Genomic DNA, 23,029 nt, shown 5'->3' with positions numbered 1-23,029 from the left:
TCAGGCCCTGAGGGTCAGCCGCCCGTCTTCAGCAGCGCCGCCACGATCGGACCGGCCGTCGAACCGCCGTGCCCGCCCTGCTGGACCACACCGGCCGCCGCCAGATCGCCCCGGTAGGCGGTGAACCAGCCGTTCGGCTTCTTCTGGCCGTCGACCTCGGCGGACCCGGTCTTCGCACCGGCGTCGCCGCCCATCCCGGCCATCGCCTCCGCGGCCGTGCCGTAGTCGGCCGTGTACGACATCAGCTCACGCAGCTGGGACAGCGTGCCCGCCGACATCGTGCGCGAGGCCGTCGCGAGCTTGCGGCCGTCCACGTCCGGGGAGACCAGGTACGGCTGGCGGAAGGTGCCGGACTTGATCGTCGCCGACACCGACGCCATGTTCAGCGGGTTCATCCGGACGCCGCCCTGCCCGATCAGCGAGGCGGCCATCTGGGCCTGCGACTGCACCGGCACCGCGCCGTCGAAGGACGGCACACCGATGGCCCAGTTGTTCATCCCCAGGCCGAAGACCTGCTGAGCCTGCTTGGTCAGGTCGCCGTCCTTCAGCTTCGGCGCCTGGCTGATGAAGGCCGTGTTGCAGGAGCGGGCGAAGCTCGCCTTGAACGTGCCGTTCTTGATCTCGAACTTGTCGTCGTTCTGGAACTTCCAGTGCCCGTACGTGAAGTACTTCGGGCACGGGTGCTTCTTGTCCGCCGAGGCCAGGCCCTTCTCGATCAGCAGCGACGAGGTGATGACCTTCATCGTGGAGCCGGGCGCCAGCGAGCCCTGGAAGGCGGTGTTGAAGCCGGGCGAGGCATTGGCGGCGGCCAGGATCTCGCCGGTCGACACCCGCACCACGGCCACCGACGACCGGGCCTTCTTGGCGACCTGCTGCTCGGCCGCCGCCTGGAGGGCCGGGTCCAGCGTGGTCTTCACCGTGCCCGGCGTGCCCTCGCTCAGCTCCAGCAGGGTCTTGTCGGACAGGTCCTTGGCCTTGGCGGCCTTGCCGCGCACGACCCGCAGCTCGATGCCGGCCTTGCCGCCGGCCTTCTTGCCGTACTTCTCGCGCAGCCCGTCCAGGACCGGGCCGAGCGAGGCGTACTTCTGCTTCGTCAGTTCCCCGCCGTCCCGGTCGAGCGCCTTGACCGGGGGCGTGCCCGCCTCGCCGGTGACCAGCTTGTCGCCGTCCTTCAGGTCGGGGTGGACGACCGCCGCGTGCCAGTCGACCAGCGGCTTCCCGTCGCTCGTACGGCGGACGACGGTCAGCGCGCTGTCGTACGCCAGCGGCTTCTCGGTCTTCTTGTACGCCACCGTGGCCTTGACGGAGAACGGCACCTTGTCACCCGTGGGCGTGCCCGGGGTGAGGGTGACGTCCTTGACGTGGGCGTCCTTGGTGTAGCCGGTGAGCAGGGACCCGGCCGCCGCCGAGTCGTCCGTGGCCGCGGCGGCCTCGGTGACCTTCCCCGACTGCCAGGCGGTGAGGAAGGTACGGGCGGTGGTGGTGACCTCGGCCGCCGAAAGGGGTCCGGTCTTCACCTTGGGCTTCTGGTCGGCGGAGGCCGCCCGGGTGCCGTCGTCGGCCGCCGCGCCGCCGCCGTACAGCGCGTAGGCGCCGAACCCGGCGCCGCCGACGACCACGGCGATCATCCCGCCGATCACGGCGGGCCTCGTCTTTCGTCGCTCGGCGACGCGCCTTCTGTTGCCCACTGCTGTTCGTTCCTCCACGAATCCCCAGGGTCCCCGTTGCCCTCGGCTGTCCCAACGACGGCCACCACCCTAGAGTCCCGGCCCGGGGACGTGAGATCAGCCACCCGTTCGTAGCACGGCTGCGACAATCGGCCCGGCCGCGTCGCCGCCGTGGCCGCCCTCCTCGGTCATGGCCGCCGCCGCGATGTCGTTACGGAACCCCGTGAACCAGCTGTTGGACTTGGCGTTCCCGTCGACCTCGGCGGAACCGGTCTTGGCGCCGATGTCGCCGCCGAGTCCCCGCATGGCCTCCTGGGCGGTGCCCTGGGTGGCGGTGAGCCGCATCATCTGCTTCAGCTGGGCGGCGGTGCTCGCCTTCAGGCCGTCGGCCCGGGCCAGTTGACGGTCGTCCAGCTTCGGCGGGACGAGATAGGGCTGGCGGAAGGTGCCGGTGATCGCGGTCGCGGTCACCGAGGCCATGTTCAGCGGGCTCATCTGCACCTGGCCCTGCCCGATGGCGCCGGCCGCCCGGTCCGGGCCGCCGACCGCGGGGACGCTGCCGTCGAAGGAGACGATGCCGGTCTTCCAGTTGTCCTGCCCGAGCCCGAAGCGCTGCTCGGCCTCCTGGGTCAGCGAGGCGTCCGTGAGCGGCTTCTCGTCGATGAGCTTGATGAAGGCGGTGTTGCAGGACCGCATGAAGCTGTTGGCGAGGGTGGCGTTCTCGTTGGGCTCCATGCCCTTCAGGTTGTTGAAGGTCTGGCTCTGCCACGTCGCCGTGGACGGGCAGGGTGCCGGGCCGTTCATCGAGGTCACACCGTTGTCGATGAGCATCGCGGCGGTGATGATCTTCATCGTGGAGCCGGGTGCCGCCTTGCCCTCGAAGGCCGCGTTGAAGCCGTCCGTACGGTTGTTCGCCACGGCCAGCACCTCGCCGGTGCTCGGCTTGACGGCCACCACCGACGACTGGGCGAACCGCTTGACCGCCTTCTCGGCCGCCGCCTGCGCGCTCGGGCTGATCGTGGTGGTGAGCTTGCCCGGCTTGCCCTCGGCGAGGGTCAGCAGCGGGGTGTCGGGAGCGCCGTTGCCGTTGTGCCGGACGACCAGCTCGATGCCGGGGGTGCCGCCGGCCTGCTCTCCGTACTTGTCGCGCAGGGCGTCCAGGACCGGGCCGAGGGAGGGGTACTTCTTCTTCGTCAGCTCGGAGCCGTCCCGGCCGACCGCCTCGATGGGCGGATTGGCCGACTGCTCCGTGACGAGGGTGTCGTCCTTCTTCAACTCGGGGTGCACGACGGACGGCTGCCAGTCCACCAGCGCCCGGCCGCTGGTGAGGCCGCGCACGACCGTCAGCTTGCTGCTGTAGCTCAGCGGCTTCGACTTCCCGTCGTAGGCCACCTTCGCCTTCACCGTGTAGGGCACGGTGGCGCCGGCCGCCGCGCCGGGCGTGATCTTCACGTCGGTGATGTGCGCGTCGTCCCCGAAGGCGGTCAGCAGCTGCTCGGCGGCCGCGTCGTTGTTCGTGTACGACGCCGCCGTCGCGACAGCGCCCTCCTCCCAGGCCGCGAAGAACTTGGCCGTGGTCTCCTTGACCTCGTCCTTGCCGGGCGGCCCCGACTTCTTCTCCGTGGCGACGCCGCTCGTGCCCCCGTCACCGCTCAGCGCGCTCATGATGTTGTAGGCCCCGTACCCGGCCCCGCCCACCATCACCGCGAACACACCGCCTATGACGGCGGCCTTGACCCCCTTGCCCATCAGGCGGTCCCCTCCCCGTTGAGCTTCACACGCTCCTTTGAACGTGTTCAGAAAGCTCCTGTCCGGGAGCACTCTATGCACAAGCGGTTACTACCGGCACGGACGTTTCGATTTTTTGACCGAAGGTGGCGGCTAGACCCAGGTGTCGAGCCACATCCGCGCCCGCCAGTCGTCGATGGGGATGGCGGTGCCGGTGTAGAGGGGCCAGAAGTAGATGAAGTTCCACGCGATCAGCAGGACGAGGACGCCCGCGGCCGTGGCGCCGACGACACGGCGGGTGTCGGTGGAGCGGGGCGGGCCGGTGATCGCGCCGAGGAGCATGGCCACCGCCAGGCACAGGAAGGGCAGGAAGACGATGGCGTAGAAGAAGAAGATCGTGCGCTCCTGGTACATGAACCAGGGCAGGTAGCCGGCCACGATGCCGCAGGCGACGGCGCCCGCGCGCCAGTCGCGGCGCAGCAGCCAGCGCCACAGCACGTAGAGGACCGCGAAGCAGGCCACCCACCACAGCAGCGGCGTGCCGAGGGCCAGCACCTCGCGGGCGCACTTCTCGCCCGCGTCGGCCGGGCAGCCGTCCTTGCCGGGCGCCGGAGACTCGTAGAAGTACGACACCGGACGGCCCAGGACCAGCCAGCTCCACGGGTTGGACTGGTAGGTGTGCGGCGAGGACAGGCCGACGTGGAACTCGTACACCTGGTGCTCGTAGTGCCACAGGCTGCGCAGCCAGTCGGGCAGGAAGGTCCAGTTGCCGCCCTTGCCGTCGGTCGCGGCCCAGTTGCGGAAGTAGCCGCCCTTTCCGTCGGTGGCGGAGAGGATCCAGCCGGTCCAGGACAGCACGTAGGTGACGATCGCGACCGGGACCGTGGCGAGGAACGCCAGGCCCGTGTCGCGCCGGAGCACCGCCGCGTACGGGTGCAGGGCACCGGCCACCCGGCGCGAGCCGACGTCCCACAGGACCGTCATCAGGCAGAACGCGGCCAGGATGTAGAGGCCGTTCCACTTCGTGGCGAAGGCCAGGCCCAGCATCAGACCCGCCGCCCAGCGCCAGGGGCGCCATCCCAGACGGGCCGTCTCGGCGACGTGCCGGTCGGGGCGGACCCGGCCGTCGGCGTCCACCGGGAGCGCCGCCGCGAGTTTCCCGCGCGCCTGGTCCCGGTCGATGAGCAGACAGCCGAACGCGGCCAGCACGAAGAACATCAGCACGCCGTCGAGCAGTGCCGTGCGGCTCATCACGAAGTGCAGGCCGTCCACCGCCATCAGCGCGCCCGCCAGGCACCCCAGGAACGTGGAGCGGAACAGCCGGCGGCCGATCCGGCACAGCAGCAGCACCGACAGCGTGCCGAGCAGCGCCGTCATGAACCGCCAGCCGAACGGGTCGAAACCGAACAGCAGCTCGCCGAGCCCGATGACGTACTTGCCGACCGGCGGATGCACGACGTACGCCGCGTCTGCCGGGATCGTGACGTGCCCGCCCGACGAGAGGACCAGGTCGTTGGCGTTCTTGTCCCAGTTGACCTCGAAACCGCGGTGGACGAGCGCCCACGCGTCCTTGGCGTAGTACGTCTCGTCGAATATCACCGCCCTGGGGTTGCCCAGGTTCCAGAACCGCAGCACCCCCGCCAGCAGCGTGACGAGCAGCGGGCCGATCCAGCCCGACCAGCGCACCAGCCGCCCCGCGAGCGTGTGCGGGACGCCGAGCGCGGCCCACAGGCGCGGACCGGGCTCGGTGTACGGCGGCACCAGCCGGTCACGGACGTCACCGGCGTCGCTTCGTGGCTGCTGGTAGCCGAAGCGGCGCAGCCGCTGCTGCCAGGACGGCCGCTGCTCGTGCGGCGCCTGGCCCTGCCGGGTGTCCGTGGAGGACGCGGTACTGGTCACCGCGCCATCGTAGGGAACCGTGCTGTGTGAGTCCCGTGCATGGCCGGTATGCGTCCCCATCGTCCGCCCCTGGGAGGAGGGTGCGGCCCCGGCCCCTGGGAGGATGGGGGCGTGACCGGAACCCTCGTACTCGCAGGCACCCCCATCGGCGACACCGCGGACGCCCCGCCCCGGCTCGCCGAGGAACTGGCCGGAGCCGATGTCGTCGCCGCCGAGGACACGCGGCGGCTGCGGCGGCTGACCCAGGCGCTCGGCGTCACGCCCAAGGGGCGGGTGGTGTCGTACTTCGAGGGCAACGAGTCCGCGCGGACGCCGGAGCTGGTCGAGGAACTCGTGAGCGGGGCGCGTGTGCTGCTCGTCACGGACGCCGGGATGCCGTCGGTGTCGGACCCGGGGTACCGGCTGGTCGCCGCCGCCGTGGAGCGGGACGTCCGGGTCACCGCCGTGCCCGGGCCGTCCGCGGTGCTCACCGCGCTCGCGCTGTCGGGGCTGCCCGTCGACCGGTTCTGCTTCGAGGGGTTCCTGCCGCGCAAGGCGGGGGAGCGGCTGGGGCGGCTGCGGGAGGTGGCCGGGGAACGGCGCACGCTCGTCTACTTCGAGGCTCCGCACCGGCTCGACGACACGCTGGCGGCGATGGCCGAGGTGTTCGGGGCCGAGCGGCGGGCCGCGGTGTGCCGGGAGCTGACCAAGACGTACGAGGAGGTCCGGCGGGGCGGGCTGGGGGAACTCGCCGCGTGGGCCGCGGAGGGTGTGCGCGGGGAGATCACCGTCGTGGTGGAGGGGGCGCCTGAGAAGGGGCCCGAGGAGATCGGGCCCGAGGAGCTTGTGCGGCGGGTCCGGGTGCGTGAGGAAGCGGGGGAGCGGCGCAAGGAGGCGATCGCGGCGGTGGCGGTCGAGGCCGGGGTGCCGAAGAGGGTTGTGTTCGATGCGGTGGTCGCTGCGAAGAATGCGGCGGGCTGACCGGGTTCGAGGCCGGGGGCTGGAGTGGTGTGCGGGGTGCCGGTGGTGTGTGGTTGAGCGCGCAGTTCCCCGCGCCCCTGAAGGGCGACTAAGTACCCTCTGAGCAGGGCGCATGTCGTTTGAGCGGGCGCCCCATGGGTGGGCAAAGGTGACGGGGGTCAGGGGCAAGGGACGCTCAAATCGGGGCCAATTAGTCGACAGGTCTGCTGCCATCGGTCCGGCTGAGGAGTCCACTGGGTTGCGGGGGCGGAATCGTCCTCACGCCACAGCGGAACAGGAGCTGGCATGAGTGAGATCACAGGGCAGACCGGGCTCCGCGCCGGTGCGAGTGCCGTCGTCAACGAGTCCTACTCCTTCGCCTGCATGCGCTGCGGGTACGGCTGGGAGCAGTCGTACGAGATAGAGCACCACACGGACGCCGCCGGGCACGAGTTCGTCCTCTACGTGGCGGACGGCGAGGTCGTGCCCTCCCCGTTGAGCAAGCCCACGTGCCAGAACTGCGACGGACACGTCGTGCGGATCATGCGGCCCGGGCGGGTCGAGTCGGCGCGCAACGCGGCGCACCGGCCGCACCGCGTGCCGCCGCAGGCCGGCCCGGTGGAGGCCCCGACGGCGGACGCCGAGACCGAGGGCACGGGCGAGCAGGAACAGCGCGAGGACCACCACTGGCATCTGTCCGACCTGCTGCACCCCTTCCAGCGCAAGGCGAGCTGACCCGTCCGGCTCCCCTTGTCGACGCCCTCCCCGCTCCTCCCCCGCCGGGGAGGGCGTCGCCCTTTCGTAGGATCGGGGCATGTCTTCGAACGACTCCGGCAAGCACGCCGCGCCCCCGCTCCCGGAACCCCTCCGGGTGCCGGTCGCCGACTCCCACACCCACCTGGACATGCAGTCCGGCACGGTCGAGGAGGCGCTGGCGAAGGCGGCGTCCGTCGGAGTGACGACCGTCGTGCAGGTCGGCTGCGACCTCAAGGGCTCCCGCTGGGCGGCCGAGACGGCGGCGGCGTACGACGCCGTCCACGCGACGGTCGCCCTGCACCCGAACGAGGCGCCCCGGATCGTCCACGGCGACCCCGACGGCTGGTCGCGGCAGGGCGCGCGCGAACCCGGCGGCCGGGCCGCCCTGGACGAGGCGCTCGCCGAGATCGACCGGCTGGCCGCGCTGGAGCAGGTCAAAGGCGTCGGTGAGACGGGCCTCGACTACTTCCGCACCGGGCCCGAGGGCAAGGAGGCGCAGGAGCGGTCGTTCCGGGCCCACATCGAGATCGCCAAGCGGCACGGCAAGGCCCTGGTCATCCACGACCGCGAGGCCCACGCGGACGTCCTGCGCGTGCTGAAGGAGGAGGGCGCCCCCGAGCGGACCGTCTTCCACTGCTACTCCGGCGACGCCGAGATGGCGGAGATCTGCGCGAGCGCCGGCTACTTCATGTCCTTCGCCGGCAACGTCACCTTCAAGAACGCACAGAACCTGCGGGACGCCGTGGCGGTGGCCCCGCCGGAGCTGCTGCTGGTGGAGACGGACGCGCCCTTCCTCACGCCGGTGCCGTACCGCGGGCGGCCCAACGCCCCGTACCTCGTGCCGATCACGGTGCGGGCCATGGCCGAGGTGCGCGGCATCGACGAGGACACGCTGGCGACGGCTCTCGCGGAGAACACGGCGCGCGCTTTCGGCTACTGACCCTCCGGCACGTGACCTTCCCGCCCGCCTCACCGCACGACTGTGCGTAGTCGCGTCGCTTTGGAGAGTGACGACCGCTCCGCTAGGTTCTGGGGGCCCGATCCGGACCCCTCTGGACCCCCTCCGGCCCCTGGAGTGTGTCGGCGTGAGCAACTCGCAGTACTACGAGACGTATGGCCCGGCCTACGCGGACCCGCTGTACGGCGGTGTCGACGCGCCGCCCGGCGATCCGCACAGTGCCGGGACGCTCGGGTACGAGGACACCTACCGGCCCGCCTACGAGGTGCCGCCCCCGCGCACCTCGCGCGCGGAAGTGCGCGCCGAAGCCCGTGCCGCCTCGCGCACCGGCTCGCACCGGCGGTCCGCGCGCCGGCGCAAGGCGCGGTACGCCGAGCGGCCGGGCGACGGCTCCATGCGGCGGCTCCTCCCGCAGGCCCTCGTCGTCGCCTTCCTGGCCGGCGGCACCACGGCGTTCGTCGCCAAGGACAAGGCGATCGAGCTGAACGTCGACGGCAAGGCGCGCACGCTGCACACCTTCGCCGACGACGTCACCGAGCTGCTGGCGGAGGAGGGCGTCGACATCGGCGCCCACGACGTGGTGGCGCCCCGCCCCGGCACGGAGATCACCAGCGGCGACGAGGTCGCCGTGCACTACGGCCGCCCCGTGCGGCTCACCCTCGACGGACAGCGGAGCCAGGTGTGGACGACGGCGCACACCGTGGAGGGCGCGCTGCGGCAGCTGGGGGTGCGACAGGAGGGCGCGTACGTGTCCACCTCGCGCTCCCGGCGTATCGGGCGGGAAGGGCTCGCGCTGGACGTGCGGACCGAGCGCACGGTCACGATCATGGCGGACGGCCGGGCGCGCACCGTCCGCACCAACGCGGCGACCGTGCGGGAGGTCGTCGAGGAGGCCGGGATCACCCTGCGCGGCCAGGACACCACGTCGGTCCCGCAGGGGAGCTTCCCGCGCGACGGGCAGACCGTCACGGTGCTGCGGATCACCGGCGGCAGAGAGGTCCGTGAGGAGGCGATCCCGTTCCAGGTGAGGCGGATTGACGACCCGACCCTGTTCCGCGGCACGGAGGTCGTCGAAGAGGCGGGCCGGCCCGGTCTGCGCCGGATCACCTACTCCCTGCGCACCGTCAACGGGGTCAAGCAGAAGCCGCGCCGGATCAGGTCCGAGGTGGTGCGCGAACCGCGCCCGCAGCTGGTGAAGGTCGGCACCAAGCCGCGACCGGAGTCCGTGCAGGGCGCCGACCACCTCGACTGGCAGGGCCTCGCGGCCTGCGAGTCCGGCGGCCGCCCCGACGCGGTCGACTCGTCGGGCACCTACGGCGGCCTGTACCAGTTCGACACGCACACCTGGCAGACCCTCGGCGGCAAGGGCCGCCCCCAGGACGCCCCGGCGGCGGAACAGACGTACCGAGCGAAGAAGCTGTACGTACGCAGAGGCGCGAGCCCTTGGCCGCACTGCGGGGGCCGCTTGCACGGGTAGGCGTGATCCGCGGGCATGCGTGCCGCCTGGGGCGGCGCCCGTCCCAAAGAAGCGGCACCCCGCTCCGCCGGGCTGCGCAATCCCCCGCCCCCAGCACCAACGCCGAGCACCAGGAAACCGGCCCCCCAAACCCCCCGTACCCTTGTCCCCGTGACCAGCCCCACCCCCGACGCCCTCCTCGGCCCCGCCGACGTCCGCGAACTCGCGGCAGCCCTCGGCGTACGCCCCACCAAACAACGCGGCCAGAACTTCGTGATCGACGCGAACACCGTCCGCCGCATCGTCCGCACCGCACAGGTCCACCCCGACGACGTGGTCGTCGAGGTGGGCCCGGGCCTCGGGTCACTGACGCTCGCCCTGCTGGAGGTCGCCGACCGCGTCACGGCCGTCGAGATCGACGACGTGCTCGCCGCCGCCCTGCCCGCGACCATCACGGCCCGCATGCCCGACCGCGCCGACCGCTTCGCCCTCGTCCACTCCGACGCGATGCACGTCACGGAGCTGCCCGGCCCCGCCCCGACCGCGCTGGTCGCCAACCTCCCCTACAACGTGGCCGTCCCGGTGCTGCTGCACATGCTCGACGCCTTCCCGAGCATCGAACGCACCCTGGTCATGGTCCAGTCGGAGGTCGCCGACCGTCTCGCCGCCCCGCCCGGCTCGAAGGTGTACGGCGTCCCGTCGGTCAAGGCCAACTGGTACGCCGAGGTCAAGCGGGCCGGCGCCATCGGACGCAGCGTCTTCTGGCCGGCGCCGAACGTCGACAGCGGTCTGGTCTCCCTCGTCCGCCGGGCCGAGCCGCTGAAGACGACGGCTTCGAGGCGCGAGGTGTTCGCCGTCGTCGACGCCGCCTTCGCCCAGCGCCGCAAGACGCTGCGGGCCGCGCTCGCGGGCTGGGCCGGGTCCGCCGCCGCTGCGGAGGCGGCCCTGGTCGCCGCCGGGGTCTCCCCGCAGGCGCGGGGCGAGTCGCTGACCGTGGAGGAGTTCGCGCGGATCGCCGAGCACAAGCAGAACCAGCAGCAGCAGGAGGAGTCCGCGTGAGCGTGACGGTCCGGGTCCCCGCCAAGGTCAACGTCCAGCTCGCGGTCGGCCCCGCCCGCCCCGACGGCTTCCACCCCCTGGCCAACGTCTTCCTCGCCGTCGGCCTCTACGACGAGGTCACCGTCACCCCGGCCGACGAGCTCCGCCTCACCTGCGAGGGTCCGGACGCCGGCCAGGTCCCCCTGGACCGTACGAACCTGGCCGCGCGGGCTGCCGAGGCGCTCGCCGGGCGGTACGGCCGGACGCCCGACGTCCACATCCACATCGCCAAGGACATCCCCGTCGCCGGCGGCATGGCGGGCGGCAGCGCGGACGGCGCCGGCGCGCTGGTCGCCTGCGACGCGCTGTGGGGGACCGGCGCCTCCCGGGACGAACTGCTCGACATCTGCGCCGAGTTGGGCAGCGACGTGCCGTTCAGCCTGGTCGGCGGGGCGGCCCTGGGCATCGGGCGGGGCGAGCAGCTGACGCCCCTGGAGGTCGGCGGCACCTTCCACTGGGTGTTCGCGATGGCCGGCCGCGGCCTGTCCACCCCGGCCGTGTTCCGGGAGTTCGACCGGCTCGGCGAGGGCACGGACATCCCCGAGCCCGTCGCCTCCCAGGAACTCCTCGCCGCCCTGGCGAAGGGCGACCCGGACGCGCTCGCCGCCGCCGTCTCCAACGACCTCCAGCCCGCCGCCCTCTCCCTCTTCCCGGAACTCGCCGGCACCCTGGCCACCGGCCGCGCCGCCGGCGCCCTCGCGGCTCTCGTCTCGGGCTCCGGACCGACCACCGCGTTCCTGGTCCGCGACCCGGAGTCGGCCGCCGCGGTGGCGCAGGCCCTGCTGGCGTCCGGGACGTGCCGCACGGTGCGCACGGCGTCGGGCCCGGCACCCGGGGCGACGATCGCCGGGCGTTAATCACGTGCCCCGGCCGCGGCCGGGCGCCTAGGCCCTGTCGTCAAATTCCCGCCTGCCCCGCGACGCCATGCACGCACTCTCGCCGCACCGGGCACAGACCCACGTACAACCAGTACGAGGGCCTGCGCCCGGCACGGCGAGAGCACGCACCTGACGCCGCGGGGCCCGCCCTCCGGGCGGACGACGGGAATTTGACGACAGGGCCTAGGCTCCCCCAGTCGTTTCAAGAGGGGGGGCACAAGCGTGCGGGAACTGGTCGCGGCCGTACGGCGCGGTGACGTGGACGAGGTCACGGCGCTGCTGGAGTCCGGCGCCGACCCCGACACCCTCGAGGACGGCCTCCCGGTCCTCTGCCTGGCCGTGGCGGCGTACGACCGGCCCGTCGCCGAGGCGCTGCTCCAGGCCGGCGCCGACCCCCTGCGCCGGCTGCCCGACGGGAGCACCCCGCTGACGCGGGCGGTGGACGGCGGGTCCCATCTGCTGACCTACGCGCTCGCCACCAGCCGGATCCCGCTCCCGGCACCGGCGCGCGCCGAACTGCTGGCCCGGGCCCGGCGATGGGCCGAGGCGGGCACGGAGGCCGAACTGCGCCGCATCACCGGCCACACCGGGCCGGTGATGCGGATCCGGGTCGAGGACGACGAGGTCGGTTGGTGGTCCGAGCAGCTCACGCTCGGCGGGACGACCGTGCGCGACGAGCACCGGGCGGTGCTCACCTCCACGGAGGAGCGCTACGGGATCCGTACGCCCTTCGACGAGCTGGTGGACCGGGCCCTCGCCCACCCCGACCGGGAGCACGTCGTCTGGTCGGACGTGGTCTTCACACTCGGCCGCCGGCTGGACGAGGAGACCTGGCAGTGGACCAGGGACCTGCTCAACCACCCCGACCGGCTGTACCGCCTGCTCGCCGCCGACATCATGCTGTTCCTGATCCTCGGGGACTTCGTCACGGGAAGGGACCCCTTCTGGGACCGAGGGAGGGAGCTCGTGCCCTGGGCCGAGCAGGAGGAGGACCCGGAGGTGCTGGCGGTCATCCTCCAGGCGATGACCCACGACAGCGCCCCGGAGATCGAGGCCGTCGGCCTGTCCCACCTCGCCCACCCGGACCCCCGGGTACGCGCCCTGGTGCCGGACGCCCTGGGGCACTCCGAGGACGGCCGGTCCCAGGCCGGCCCCGAGAGCCTCGCCGCCGTGCTCACCCTGGCCCGCGACGAGGACCCCGGCGTACGCGAGGCGGCGTGCCGCTGGCTCGCGCACTACCGGGGGAGCGAGCCCGAGGTGGGGGACGCGCTGGTCGCGCTCACCCATGACGAGCGGCAGCCGGTCCGCATCTGCGCCGTGTCCGGCCTGGCCCACCGCGACGACCCGCGCTGTGTGGAGGCCCAGCACCGGATCGGGCCCGTCGGCGAGGAGTCGCGGGACGACGAACGGCTGCTGGACGTGTGGCGCTACCAGCGCCGCCAGGAGGCCGCCGGGGGCTCCTGACGACCCCGGACGGAGCACCGCCGCGCCCGACTACCCTGGAGGGTCGATGCATCCCCCTTGTCAGGAGAGAAATGGCCGTCAACCTGGTCAATGTCGAGAACGTCAGCAAGGTGTACGGCACCCGCGCCCTGCTCGACGGCGTCTCCCTCGGCGTCTCCGAAGGGGACCGCATCGGCGTCGTGGGCCGCAACGGCGACGGCAAGACCACGCTGATCCGCATGCTCGCCAGGCTGGAGGAGGCCGACACCGGGCGCGTCACCCACTCCGGCGGACTGCGCATCGGCGTGCTCACGCAGCACGACTCCCTCGACCCGGAGGCCACCGTCCGCCACGAGGTCATCGGCGACATGGCCGACCACGAGTGGGCGGGCGTCGCCAAGGTCAGGGACGTGCTGACCGGCCTGTTCGGCGGGCTCGACCTGCCGGGGTTCCCGAAGGGGCTCGACACCGTCATCGGACCGCTGTCCGGCGGTGAGCGGCGGCGCATCGCGCTCGCCAAGCTGCTCATCGAGGAGCAGGACCTGCTCGTCCTCGACGAGCCCACCAACCACCTGGACGTCGAGGGCATCGCCTGGCTCGCCCGGCACCTCCAGAACCGCCGGTCCGCGCTCGTCTGCGTCACCCACGACCGCTGGTTCCTGGACCAGGTCTGCACGCGTATGTGGGACGTCCAGCGCGGAGACGTCTACGAGTACGAGGGCGGTTACTCCGACTACGTCTTCGCCCGGGCCGAGCGCGAGCGCATCGCCGCCACCGAGGAGGTCAAGCGGCAGAACCTCGTCCGCAAGGAGCTGGCCTGGCTGCGCCGCGGGGCGCCCGCCCGGACGTCCAAGCCGCGCTTCCGCGTCGAGGCCGCCAACGACCTCATCAAGGACGTACCGCCGCCCCGGGACAGCAGCGAACTGATGCGGTTCGCGTCCACGCGGCTCGGCAAGACCGTCTTCGACCTGGAGGACATCACCGTCCAGGCCGGTCCCAAGGTCCTCCTCAAGCACGTCACCTGGCAGCTCGGGCCCGGCGACCGGATCGGTCTCGTCGGCGTCAACGGCGCCGGGAAGACGTCCCTGCTGCGGGCCATGGCCGAGGCGGCCCGGACCGACGGCGAGGCGCAGCCCGCGGGCGGGCGCATCCGCGTCGGCAGGACCGTGAAGCTGGCCTACCTCTCCCAGGAGGTCGCCGAACTCGACCCGGCCACGCGCGTGCTGGAGGCCGTGCAGCAGGTGCGCGAGCGCGTCGACCTGGGCAAGGGGCGCGAGATGACGGCCGGTCAGCTGTGCGAGACGTTCGGCTTCACCAAGGAGAAGCAGTGGACGCCGGTCGGGGACCTGTCCGGCGGTGAGCGGCGGCGGCTCCAGCTGCTGCGGCTCCTCATGGACGAGCCCAACGTGCTCTTCCTCGACGAGCCCACCAACGACCTCGACATCGAGACGCTGACGCAGCTGGAGGACGTGCTCGACGGCTGGCCCGGCTCGATGATCGTCATCTCCCACGACCGGTTCTTCATCGAGCGCACCACCGACCGGGTGTTCGCCCTGCTCGGCGACGGCACCCTGCGGATGCTGCCGCGCGGCATCGACGAGTACCTGGAGCGGCGGCAGCGCATGGAGGAGGCCGCGGCCGCCGCGACGCCCGCCGCGGCGCCGCGGACCGCCGCCCCGGAGAAGAGCGCCGCCGACCAGCGCGCCGCCAAGAAGGAACTCCAGAAGATCGAGCGGCAGCTCGACAAGGTCTCCGAGAGGGAGACCAAGCTCCACGCCCAGATCGCCGAAAACGCCACGGACTTCTCGAAGGTGGCAGGACTGGACGCGGAGCTGCGCGAGTTGGCCGGTCAGCGCGAGGAGCTCGAGATGCGCTGGCTGGAACTCGCCGAGGACGCGTGAAGGGTGCGTGAAGGCGCATAACGGCGGCATCACGGGCCGGTCCTCCCTTGGGAACAGGGGATGATACGGCCCGGTCCATTGTCGGAACGGGGTGATAGAAAGAGCCGTCTTAGAACTTTATGAAGCGACTCTGAGCCCATCGCGTACCTCAGGGCGCGGCTAAAAATCAGTGATCGAACGGGGGAGCCGCTGATGACTCAGCCGCCCAGTCAGCCACCGCACGGTGGCTTCGGAGCACCGCAGAACCAGCCGCCGCAGGGCGGTGGATTCGGGGCACCGCAGACCCCGCCGCCGCCCCAGGGACCGCCCCAGACGCCGCCGCCCCCGCAGGGGCCGCCGCAGCCCGGATACGGCTATCCCCAGCAGCCCCCGCAGCAGCCCGGGCCGTACGGGCAGCCGGGGCCCTACAACTCCGGCCCCTACGGCCAGCCGCAGCAGCCGGGTCCGTACGGCCAGCCCGGCTACGGCTACCCGCAGCAGCCGCAGTACCCCGGGGCGCCCGGCACCCCGCCCGGGGGCGGCTCGGGCAACCCCTTCAAGGGCAAGCCCGCCCTGATCATCGGCGCCGCCGTGGCCGCGCTGCTCGTGGTCGGCGGCACCGTGTGGGCGGTCACCGGCGGCGACGACGGCAAGGACGACAAGAAGCCGGTCGCCCAGCCGACCGACGACGGCAAGCCCGTCTCCTCCGCCCCGGTCAACCGCGGTGACGGCGGCGGCGACGGCGGCGAGGACCCGGAGAACCTCAACGAGGGCCGCCAGGCCGGCGAGGCGAAGGTCCTCTGGTACAAGGAGGCGCCCGACGCGCCCGGTTCCGGCGCCGACGCCCCCGGCATGTGGATCACCGACAAGACCGCGGTGAAGGCGGCGTACAAGCAGCTCTTCGCCTACAACGTCGGTGACGGCAAGCCCACCTGGGACGCGATCACCTTCCCGCAGAAGATCTGCGCGACGACCCCGCAGAAGACGTCCGACGACAAGATCGTCGTCGCGTACATGAGCGGCAGCAGCGACCGCGCCAAGTGCAACCAGCTCCAGGAGATCGACCTCAACACCGGTGAGAAGGGCTGGAAGGAGGAGGTCGCCGACGGCGCCCTGTTCGACTCCACGCTCTCGGTCGAACTGTCCATCACCGGCAAGACGCTGATGGTGGGCCGCTCCCAGTCCGGCACGGCCTACGACGTCACCAACGGCGACAAGTTGTTCGACAAGAAGAAGTACGGCGCCTCCTGCTTCCCCTCCGCGTTCGCCGGCGGCGAGAAGCTGATCGCCGTCTCCTCCTGCGGTGCCGGCACCTCGAAGGAGCACGACGAGGTGCAGGAGCTCGACCCGCGCACCGGCGACGCCAAGTGGACCCAGCCGTTCGACAAGGGCTGGCGGGTCGCGCGCACGTACTCGGTCAGCCCGCTGGTCGTCTACAGCACCAACGAGGACAAGAAGGCCTGGAACATCTCCACCTTCACCTCCGGCGGCAAGTTCCGCTCACAGGTCGGTTTCGACGAGGACTTCGCCCCCGAGTGCGGCTGGGCCATCCTCGAACGCGACCTCCAGGGCTGCCAGGGCGTCGCCGTCGACGACACCACGCTCTACCTCCCGACGGAGGCGACCAGCGGCGCGAACGAGATCGTCGCGGTCAACCTCGCCGACGGCAAGGAGAAGTGGCGGGTGAAGTCCCCGGCCGACGAGTCGATGCTGCCGATGAAGGTCGAGGGCGGCAAGCTCATCGCCTATGTGCAGCCGTCGTACGACGCGGGCGGCCAGGTCGTGTCCATCCCGACCGGCGGCAGCGGCCACAAGCCGGTCAAGCTGCTGCAGAACCCGCAGGGCGCGGCGGACATCGAGAACGGCTTCTTCTCCAAGGACACCGACTGGGTCGACGGGCGCTTCTACATCTCGACCACGCGGCTGAGCGGAAACGACGACACGAAGGAGAAGTTGATGCTCGCCTACGGCAAGTGACTCTTCCCTCTTCGGTTCTGCCTTCGCCTTCGTCGTCCGTCCCCTTCCCCGAGGTACTCACGCCATGACCCAGCCGCCGCCTCCGCCCCAGCAGCCCCCGCCCGGGGGTGGCTTCGGGCCGCCCCAGGACCAGCCCCCGCAGCCGGGGTACGGCTACCCGCAGGCTCCGCAGACGCCTCCGCCGGCGGCCCCGCAGGCTCCGCAGACCCCGCCCCCGCCGCCCGCGCAGCAGCCGCAGCCGGGGTACGGCTATCCGCAAGGGGCTCCCCAGGCGCCCCAGCCGCCGCAGGCGCCGCCCGGCTACGGCTACCCCGGCCAGCAGCCGCAGGCGCCTTACGGCCAGCCCGGATACGGGCAGCCCGGTTACGGCTATCAGCAGCCGACCATGCCGCTCCAGCCGCAGCCCGGACAGCCGGGCGGGGGCCGGAAGTTCAACGCGCAGGTGGCCATCATCGTCGCCGCGGTCGTGGCGATCGCCCTGATCGTCGGCGGCGGCGTCTGGTACTCCTCGTCCAAGGATGACGGCAAGAAGGACGACACGGCCAGCTCCGGCGGCACCACCGGCGGCACGGACGACGACAACGGCGGCACCACCTCGGGCGGCAAGGAGAAGGCCCCCGCCGACACCGGCGCCAAGGTCCTCTTCCAGGTCCCGATGCCCGAGGTGAAGAACGACAGCACGGTCGTCGTCTCCGGCTCGTGGCTCACCGACAAGACGTACGCCAAGAGCGGCGTCGCCGAGATCGTCGGCTACGACCGCGACGAGGGCGGCAAGCAGTGGACGATCCCGCTGGACGGCCCGGTCTGCCAGGCCAGCCGCAAGGTCACGGACGACAACAAGACGGCGGTCCTCTACCAGCCCGCGATGCCGACCAAGGCCGACCCGTCGCACGGGTGCAGCCAGCTCGCCCTGATCGACCTCGACGCCGGCAAGGAGCTGTGGACGAAGACGGTCAAGACCGGTGACCAGCTGATCAGCTTCGACAACGTCACGATCAGCGGCAACACCGTCGCCATCGGCAGCACCAGCGGCGGCGCCGCCTTCGACCTCTCCGGCAAGCTCCTGTGGAGCCCGAAGCCGACCGACTCCTGCTACGACGCCGGGTACGGCGGCGGCGAGAAGCTGGTCGCGGTGCGCAAGTGCGGCACGTACGAGCAGCGGCAGCTGCACATCCAGACCATCGACCCGAAGACGGGGAAGGTGATCTCGGAGTACAAGATGGCCCAGGGCATCGAGTACGCGAGCATCGTGTCGACCAACCCGCTCGTCGTGGCCGCCGACGTCGGCGACTCCGCGGGCGACGGCAGCGGCATCTCCGACTTCTTCTCCATCGACAACAAGACCGGCAAGCTGCGCACGCGCATCTCGGCGCCGGGCGAGCAGTTCGCGGCCCGCTGCGAGGGCGTCACCCGCATCGAGTCCTGCAACCAGCTGGCCGTCGGCAACGACCGGCTGTACCTGCCGACCGAGGAGCACGACGGCACCGGCGAGTACAGCCAGACCAACGAGATCGTCGCCTTCGACCTCAGCACCGGCAAGCAGACCGGGCAGCGGGCCGACGCGGGCGACGGCTACACGATCTCGCCGCTGCGCATGGACGGCGGCAACCTGATCGCGTACAAGCGGCCGCCGTACGACAAGGGCGGGCAGATCGTGAGCATCGACGGGGGCAGCTTCAAGCAGACGAAGCTGCTGGAGAACCCGGCGAACGACTCGGTGCGGGACGTGGAGGCCGGGATGTCGCCGGAGTACTCCGAGTTGCTGTACGGCGACGGGCACCTGTTCATGTCCAAGGTGTACGCCAGCAAGCGGACCAGCAGTACGAGGGAGAAGGAGTACCTGGCGGTCGGCTTCGGTACGAGCTGATCGATCGGTGTCCGCTCGATGACCGACTGAGTGCGGGTACGGTCCCGTCCCTGTTCAGGGGCGGGACCGTTCGCGTTTGGCGCGGTCAACACCGAAGGAGAGGAATTTCGGCGATCGGGGCGATTCTCGCCGGTAGGGGGAGCGCAACGTCGAACAAGCGTGTAGCTTCCGGGGGCATGAAGGCGGGGGCCGGGGGGCTTCCATCTGGGGGGTCCGGGGTGACTGGGGGGTTGCTCGATGGGAGTGCGGCTCATGGTGGTCGACGACCACCGACTGCTGGCGGAGGCGCTGGCCTCGGCGCTGAAGCTGCGGGGGCACCGGGTGCTGGCCGCGGCGGCGCCGGCCGCGGGGGCGGCGGAGCTGGTGATCACACGGGCGCCGGAGGTGTGCCTGCTGGGGACGGCCACGCCGGCGGAGCCGGGGATCTTCGACCCGGTGGTGCGGATCAAGCGGGAGCGTCCGCAGGTCGCGGTCCTGGTCCTGGGGCCGGTACCGAGCCCGCGCGGCATCGCGGCAGCCTTCGCCGCGGGCGCTTCCGGCTACGTACGTCACGATGAGCGCATAGAGGGTGTCGAGCGGGCGATCATGAAGGCCCGGGCGGGGGAGGCGGCGGTGGCGCCGCAGCTGTTGCAGGGGGCGTTCAGCGAGTTGCTCAACCCGGCGGCCCAACCGGACGACGAGGGCCAGCGGTTGCTGTCGATGCTGACGCCGCGGGAGGTGGAGGTCCTGGTCCGCGTCGCCGACGGCGAGGACACCCGCCTGATCGCGGCGGGCATGGGCATCGCCCCTTCCACGGCCCGCACGCACGTCCAACGGGTCCTGATGAAACTGGGTGTCGGCTCCCGCCTGGAGGCAGCGGCCCTGGCGGCACGCACGGGCTTGCTGGACCGCGCGGGGTCACTACAGCGGACGGTGACGCCCGATCCGGGGCCGGACACCCCGTAGCCGTCCTGCCTTTCATGAGCGGAGTACCCGCTGACCGTTGCCGGAGGACGGCGGGTGGGGCGGCCAGGGCCCGAGCGCGGGTAGTCCGTGTGCCGCTACCGGTGAGACCGCGGGCGGGCGTCCGGCCAGCCAGGCCGCCAGGTCGCGCACCCGCCCGGTGACCACCGTGCCCGGCCGGGCGCCGACGGACCACTCGCGGCGCGCATCTTCGGCGTACAGGCGCGTGCCTGCCGGCAGACGGCCCAGGAGGAACGCGATGACGTGAGTGGCCAGATCCTCGGGCCAGTCGTCCGACCGCACGCCGAGGTCCAGGTCGGCCATGTGGATCCATGCCTCGCGCCAGCGTGCCCGGACGGTCGCGGCCAGGTCGGCGTTCCGGAACGTGACCGGACGTTTCCAGTCCTCCTCGCCGGCGCGTGCCCAGACCGCCTCCAGGCGGGCTGTGTGTGCGGCGAGTCGGGCCCGGTGCTCGGCGGCGCTGCGGCCGGCCGTGGCCTCGATGATCGCGTCGCGCTCGTCCACGCCACCGTCGTAGGCCGCCACCAGGTCCCCGCGCAGGGCATGCTCCGCGAGACGGGCGAACATCCTCGCGTTGTCGGTGAGATGCGCCAGTACATGGCCACGGGACCAGCCGGGAAGGGCGGACGGTTCGGCGAGCTGCTGGTCGGTCACGTGGGCGACGAGCCGTTCCAGGGTGCCGTGGGCTTCGACCACGGCCGCGACGGGTGGTTGCATGGGCTGCCCTCCTACGAGGCGGGAAGCCGGTCCACGACCGCGGGGGCCTCGGCGGCGAGGTGCTCGAGGGGCTCACCGCTGAGTCGGCATACCGTCCACTCGTCCAGGAGTTCGACCCCGAGTGACTTGTAGAACGCGATCGTCGGCTCGTTCCAGGCCAGGACCCACCATTCGAAACGCTCGTAGCCCTTGCTCCGGCAGATCGCGGCGAGCGCGGCGAGCAGCGCCCTGCCGTGTCCCGCGCCGCGGGCGTGCGGACGTACGTAAAGATCCTCCAGGTGCATGCCGCGTGTGCCGGTCCAGGTCGAAAAGCGCGGGAACCACAGGGCATAGCCCACGGCCTCACCCGTGTCCTCGTCCTGGGCGATCAGGACGGACGCTGCCGGATGTTCGCCGAACAGCGCCTCGTGGAGCTGTTCCTCAGTGGCTCGGGCCTGCTCGGCGGCCCGTTCGTACGCGGCGAGCTCGCGGATCATCGCGCGGATCTCCGGGACGTCGCTCGTAGTGGCGGCACGGATCATTTCGGCTGGTTCTCCTCACAGATGGTCAGGTCCGAGGGGAAGGCGTGGCCCCGGCCCGGCAGTCCGGCGATCGCCTCGGCGGCGCGGTCGAGTTCGGCCTCGGTGGTGTAGTAGTGCGGCGACAGCCGGACCAGGGGGTGCACGCCGCGGTCCTCGGTGTCGAACGGCGTGTGTCCCGGGGAGGTCGTGCTGACGTTGATCCCGTGCCGGGCGAGCGCGGCGGCCACCTCGGCGGCGGGCACGCCGTCGACCTTCGCCGTGACGATGGCGCAGCGGTGCTCACCCTGGTCGTGCACGGTGACGCCGGGCAGGCCGGCCAGCCGGGACCGCAGCGCGGCGCCGAGCGCCAGCGCCCGGTCGCCGATGGCGGTCAGGCCCAGATCCAGCGCCTGCCGCACGGCGGCGCCCAGGCCGAGGACGGCGGCGTAGTTCTTCTCCCACGTCTCGAACCGGCGGGCGCCGTCGTGCCAGCTGAAACCGCGGCCGCCGTCCCAGGTGGCGGCCGCGATCTCGGTGACGAACGGGTCGAGGCGCTCCAGCATCTCGGGCCGCACCCACAGGAAGCCGATCCCGCGCGGCCCGCGCAGGAACTTGCGGCCGGTGGCGGTGAGCATGTCGCAGCCGATCTCGCGGACGTCGACCGGGAACTGGCCGACCGACTGGGTGGCGTCGAGCAGGAACGGCACCCCGGCGGCCCGGGTGATACGGCCGATCGCGGCGGCCGGATTGATCAGGCCGCCGCCGGTGGGGACGTGGCTGACGCCGACCAGCCGGGTGCGTTCGTCGATCATCCCGGCGAGCGCGGCGGTGTCCAGCTGCCCGTAGGCGTCGTCGGGGACGACCACGATCTCGGCGCCGGCGCGCCGCGCTGTCTGGAGGTATGCCAGTACGTTGCTGCCGTACTCGGCGCGGCCGGTCAGGATGCGGTCTCCGGGCCGGAAGGAGAGGGAGTAGAACGCGGCGTTCCAGGCGTGCGTGGAGTTGTCGAACAGGGCTGTCTCGGCAGGCCGGCCGCCGACGAGTTCGGCGATGTCGGCGTAGGTGCGGTCGATGCGGTCGCGTTCCCGCTCGGCCGCCTCGTAGCCGCCGATCTCCGCCTCCAGCTCCAGGTGGGCGGTCATGGTCCGTAACGTGCGCCGAGAAAGCAGGCCGGCGCCCGCGTTGTTCAGGTGCACCCGGTGCGCGACCCCAGGCGTGTCCCGGCGCAGTGCCTCGATATCCATGCGCCCCACGCTGCATGAGCCCCCTTGCATCAGTAAAGTGAATCTTTCCGGGCATGATCGGCCAGAAAAACTGATGCTTACGGGGATGAAGGCACCGTGTACAACCTGCGCCGGCTGCAGATGCTGCGGGAGCTGAAGCACCGCGGCACGCTGGCGGCCGTCGCGACGGCCTTGTCCTACAGCCCGTCCGCCGTCTCCCAACAGCTCTCCCTGCTGGAGAACGAGGTCGGCGCACCACTGCTCCAGCCGCACGGCCGCCGGGTGCGGCTGACCCCGCAAGCCGACATCCTGGTGGCCCACACCGAGGCGGTACTGCGCCAACTGGACCAGGCCGCGGCCGACATCGCCGCGTCCCTGGCGGAGGTGACCGGCACCCTGCGGGTGGCCGGGTTCCAGACGGCCGCACTGGCGCTCCTGCCGCGCGCACTGACCTGGCTGGGCGAGACCCACCCGGGCGTGCGGGTGACGTTCACCCAGGCCGAGCCGGACACCGCGCTGCCCGCCCTCCTCGCACGGGACTGCGACCTCGTCATCGACGAGGTCTTCCCCGGCCGGCCACAGGCCCGCGCGACCGAGGTCGAACACCAGTTGCTCGCGCGCGACCTCATGCGGCTGGCCACACCCGGTCCGGCGGAGCTCGCGGAGCTGGCCGGCCGGCCGTGGGCGATGGAGCCGGCGGGCACGCCCGCCCGGGAGTGGACGACGGCCGTGTGCCAGGAGGCCGGATTCGAGCCGGACGTCGCGTTCGAGACCGCCGACATGCTGGTGCACGCCGAGCTGGTGGCGGCCGGGCACGCGGCGGCGTTCCTGCCGGACCTGTTGTGGCACGACCGCCGGCCGCCGGTCGCGCTGTACCACCTGGAGGCCCGTCACCACCGGGACATCCTGGTCACCGTCCGCTCCGGAGCGGCCGGCCACCCGCTCATCCGCGCCCTGCTGGCCGCGTTGTCCGCGGCGGCGGACGACGCCCGGGCCGCCGCGCACCGCCACCTCACCGGACGACGCGCACCGGCGCGCACTCCGCAGGAGTGACCGGTCCGCGGTACGGAGGTGGCCCGG

Annotated in this window: 18 protein-coding genes; 12 read left to right on the top strand and 6 right to left on the bottom strand. The window is 72.0% G+C overall.

What is annotated here, in order from left to right:
• Positions 1–14: 14 nt before the first annotated feature.
• The 3 genes from QF034_RS16470 to QF034_RS16460 all read right to left on the bottom strand — a co-directional run bounded on the left by QF034_RS16470 (position 15) and on the right by QF034_RS16460 (position 5,294).
• Positions 15–1,688, bottom strand: coding sequence for a penicillin-binding transpeptidase domain-containing protein (locus QF034_RS16470; RefSeq protein ID WP_307175686.1), 1,674 nt, complete (start codon positions 1,686–1,688; stop codon positions 15–17).
• Positions 1,689–1,784: 96 nt separating this feature from the next.
• Positions 1,785–3,416: a penicillin-binding transpeptidase domain-containing protein gene (locus QF034_RS16465; protein WP_307175685.1), complete on the bottom strand. Its 1,632-nt coding sequence runs from the start codon at positions 3,414–3,416 to the stop codon at positions 1,785–1,787.
• Positions 3,417–3,548: 132 nt separating this feature from the next.
• Positions 3,549–5,294 (bottom strand): dolichyl-phosphate-mannose--protein mannosyltransferase, encoded by a 1,746-nt coding sequence (locus tag QF034_RS16460; protein WP_307175684.1) that lies wholly within the window; start codon positions 5,292–5,294, stop codon positions 3,549–3,551.
• 111 nt (positions 5,295–5,405) lie between these two features.
• Between QF034_RS16460 and rsmI the strand changes: the two genes are divergently transcribed.
• The 11 genes from rsmI (at position 5,406) to QF034_RS16405 (ending at position 19,491) form a co-directional block, all read left to right on the top strand.
• Complete coding sequence (gene rsmI / locus QF034_RS16455) at positions 5,406–6,254, top strand: 16S rRNA (cytidine(1402)-2'-O)-methyltransferase (protein ID WP_307175683.1); 849 nt, start codon at positions 5,406–5,408, stop codon at positions 6,252–6,254.
• A 285-nt stretch (positions 6,255–6,539) separates the two neighbouring features.
• A complete protein-coding gene (locus tag QF034_RS16450; RefSeq protein WP_307175682.1) occupies positions 6,540–6,968 on the top strand; it encodes a hypothetical protein in 429 nt (142 codons plus the stop codon).
• A gap of 79 nt (positions 6,969–7,047) precedes the next feature.
• The gene (locus tag QF034_RS16445) at positions 7,048–7,929 is read left to right on the top strand and encodes a TatD family hydrolase (protein ID WP_307175681.1); all 882 of its coding nucleotides are present in this window, start codon (positions 7,048–7,050) and stop codon (positions 7,927–7,929) included.
• 145 nt (positions 7,930–8,074) lie between these two features.
• The gene (locus QF034_RS16440) at positions 8,075–9,424 is read left to right on the top strand and encodes a resuscitation-promoting factor (protein ID WP_307175680.1); all 1,350 of its coding nucleotides are present in this window, start codon (positions 8,075–8,077) and stop codon (positions 9,422–9,424) included.
• Positions 9,425–9,574: 150 nt separating this feature from the next.
• The gene (rsmA, locus tag QF034_RS16435) at positions 9,575–10,462 is read left to right on the top strand and encodes a 16S rRNA (adenine(1518)-N(6)/adenine(1519)-N(6))-dimethyltransferase RsmA (protein WP_307175679.1); all 888 of its coding nucleotides are present in this window, start codon (positions 9,575–9,577) and stop codon (positions 10,460–10,462) included.
• Positions 10,459–11,358 (top strand): 4-(cytidine 5'-diphospho)-2-C-methyl-D-erythritol kinase, encoded by a 900-nt coding sequence (locus QF034_RS16430; protein ID WP_307175678.1) that lies wholly within the window; start codon positions 10,459–10,461, stop codon positions 11,356–11,358. The genes rsmA and QF034_RS16430 overlap by 4 nt, the downstream gene beginning before the upstream one ends.
• A gap of 243 nt (positions 11,359–11,601) precedes the next feature.
• On the top strand, positions 11,602–12,843 hold the full coding sequence (locus QF034_RS16425; RefSeq protein WP_307175677.1) for a HEAT repeat domain-containing protein: 1,242 nt from the start codon (positions 11,602–11,604) through the stop codon (positions 12,841–12,843).
• A 71-nt stretch (positions 12,844–12,914) separates the two neighbouring features.
• The gene (locus tag QF034_RS16420; RefSeq protein ID WP_307175676.1) at positions 12,915–14,723 is read left to right on the top strand and encodes an ABC-F family ATP-binding cassette domain-containing protein; all 1,809 of its coding nucleotides are present in this window, start codon (positions 12,915–12,917) and stop codon (positions 14,721–14,723) included.
• 192 nt (positions 14,724–14,915) lie between these two features.
• Positions 14,916–16,679, top strand: a complete 1,764-nt coding sequence (locus QF034_RS16415; RefSeq protein WP_307175675.1) for an outer membrane protein assembly factor BamB family protein — start codon at positions 14,916–14,918, stop codon at positions 16,677–16,679.
• Positions 16,680–16,743: 64 nt separating this feature from the next.
• Positions 16,744–18,546, top strand: coding sequence for an outer membrane protein assembly factor BamB family protein (locus tag QF034_RS16410; RefSeq protein ID WP_307175674.1), 1,803 nt, complete (start codon positions 16,744–16,746; stop codon positions 18,544–18,546).
• Between the two features lie 237 nt (positions 18,547–18,783).
• Positions 18,784–19,491 (top strand): helix-turn-helix transcriptional regulator, encoded by a 708-nt coding sequence (locus tag QF034_RS16405; protein ID WP_307175673.1) that lies wholly within the window; start codon positions 18,784–18,786, stop codon positions 19,489–19,491.
• A gap of 12 nt (positions 19,492–19,503) precedes the next feature.
• Here the strand turns inward: QF034_RS16405 and QF034_RS16400 are convergent, their stop codons facing one another.
• From QF034_RS16400 to QF034_RS16390, 3 genes are read right to left on the bottom strand one after another with little or no spacing between them, the layout of a single operon-like run.
• Positions 19,504–20,226, bottom strand: coding sequence for a maleylpyruvate isomerase family mycothiol-dependent enzyme (locus QF034_RS16400; RefSeq protein WP_307175672.1), 723 nt, complete (start codon positions 20,224–20,226; stop codon positions 19,504–19,506).
• An 11-nt stretch (positions 20,227–20,237) separates the two neighbouring features.
• On the bottom strand, positions 20,238–20,747 hold the full coding sequence (locus QF034_RS16395) for a GNAT family N-acetyltransferase (protein WP_307175671.1): 510 nt from the start codon (positions 20,745–20,747) through the stop codon (positions 20,238–20,240).
• Positions 20,744–21,970: an aminotransferase class V-fold PLP-dependent enzyme gene (locus QF034_RS16390; protein ID WP_307175670.1), complete on the bottom strand. Its 1,227-nt coding sequence runs from the start codon at positions 21,968–21,970 to the stop codon at positions 20,744–20,746. Before QF034_RS16390 ends, QF034_RS16395 begins: the two co-directional genes overlap by 4 nt.
• A gap of 96 nt (positions 21,971–22,066) precedes the next feature.
• On the opposite strand from QF034_RS16390, the gene QF034_RS16385 reads away from it, so the two are divergent.
• Complete coding sequence (locus QF034_RS16385) at positions 22,067–23,002, top strand: LysR family transcriptional regulator (RefSeq protein ID WP_307175669.1); 936 nt, start codon at positions 22,067–22,069, stop codon at positions 23,000–23,002.
• Positions 23,003–23,029 lie beyond the last annotated feature (27 nt).

Origin of the sequence: Streptomyces africanus (assembly GCF_030816955.1) — a bacterium.
Lineage (GTDB): Bacteria > Actinomycetota > Actinomycetes > Streptomycetales > Streptomycetaceae > Streptomyces > Streptomyces africanus.
This window is presented reverse-complemented; position numbering and strand designations above follow the sequence as displayed.

Excerpts from the sequence above, each read along its gene's own strand:
- QF034_RS16410 (WP_307175674.1), top strand. The coding sequence starts at position 16,744 with ATGACCCAGCCGCCGCCTCCGCCCCAGCAGCCCCCGCCCGGGGGTGGC.
- QF034_RS16415 (WP_307175675.1), top strand. The coding sequence starts at position 14,916 with ATGACTCAGCCGCCCAGTCAGCCACCGCACGGTGGCTTCGGAGCACCG.
- QF034_RS16450 (WP_307175682.1), top strand. The coding sequence starts at position 6,540 with ATGAGTGAGATCACAGGGCAGACCGGGCTCCGCGCCGGTGCGAGTGCC.
- QF034_RS16420 (WP_307175676.1), top strand. The coding sequence starts at position 12,915 with ATGGCCGTCAACCTGGTCAATGTCGAGAACGTCAGCAAGGTGTACGGC.
- QF034_RS16400 (WP_307175672.1), bottom strand. The coding sequence starts at position 20,226 with ATGCAACCACCCGTCGCGGCCGTGGTCGAAGCCCACGGCACCCTGGAA.
- QF034_RS16395 (WP_307175671.1), bottom strand. The coding sequence starts at position 20,747 with ATGATCCGTGCCGCCACTACGAGCGACGTCCCGGAGATCCGCGCGATG.
- QF034_RS16405 (WP_307175673.1), top strand. The coding sequence starts at position 18,784 with ATGGGAGTGCGGCTCATGGTGGTCGACGACCACCGACTGCTGGCGGAG.
- QF034_RS16390 (WP_307175670.1), bottom strand. The coding sequence starts at position 21,970 with ATGGATATCGAGGCACTGCGCCGGGACACGCCTGGGGTCGCGCACCGG.
- QF034_RS16445 (WP_307175681.1), top strand. The coding sequence starts at position 7,048 with ATGTCTTCGAACGACTCCGGCAAGCACGCCGCGCCCCCGCTCCCGGAA.
- QF034_RS16465 (WP_307175685.1), bottom strand. The coding sequence starts at position 3,416 with ATGGGCAAGGGGGTCAAGGCCGCCGTCATAGGCGGTGTGTTCGCGGTG.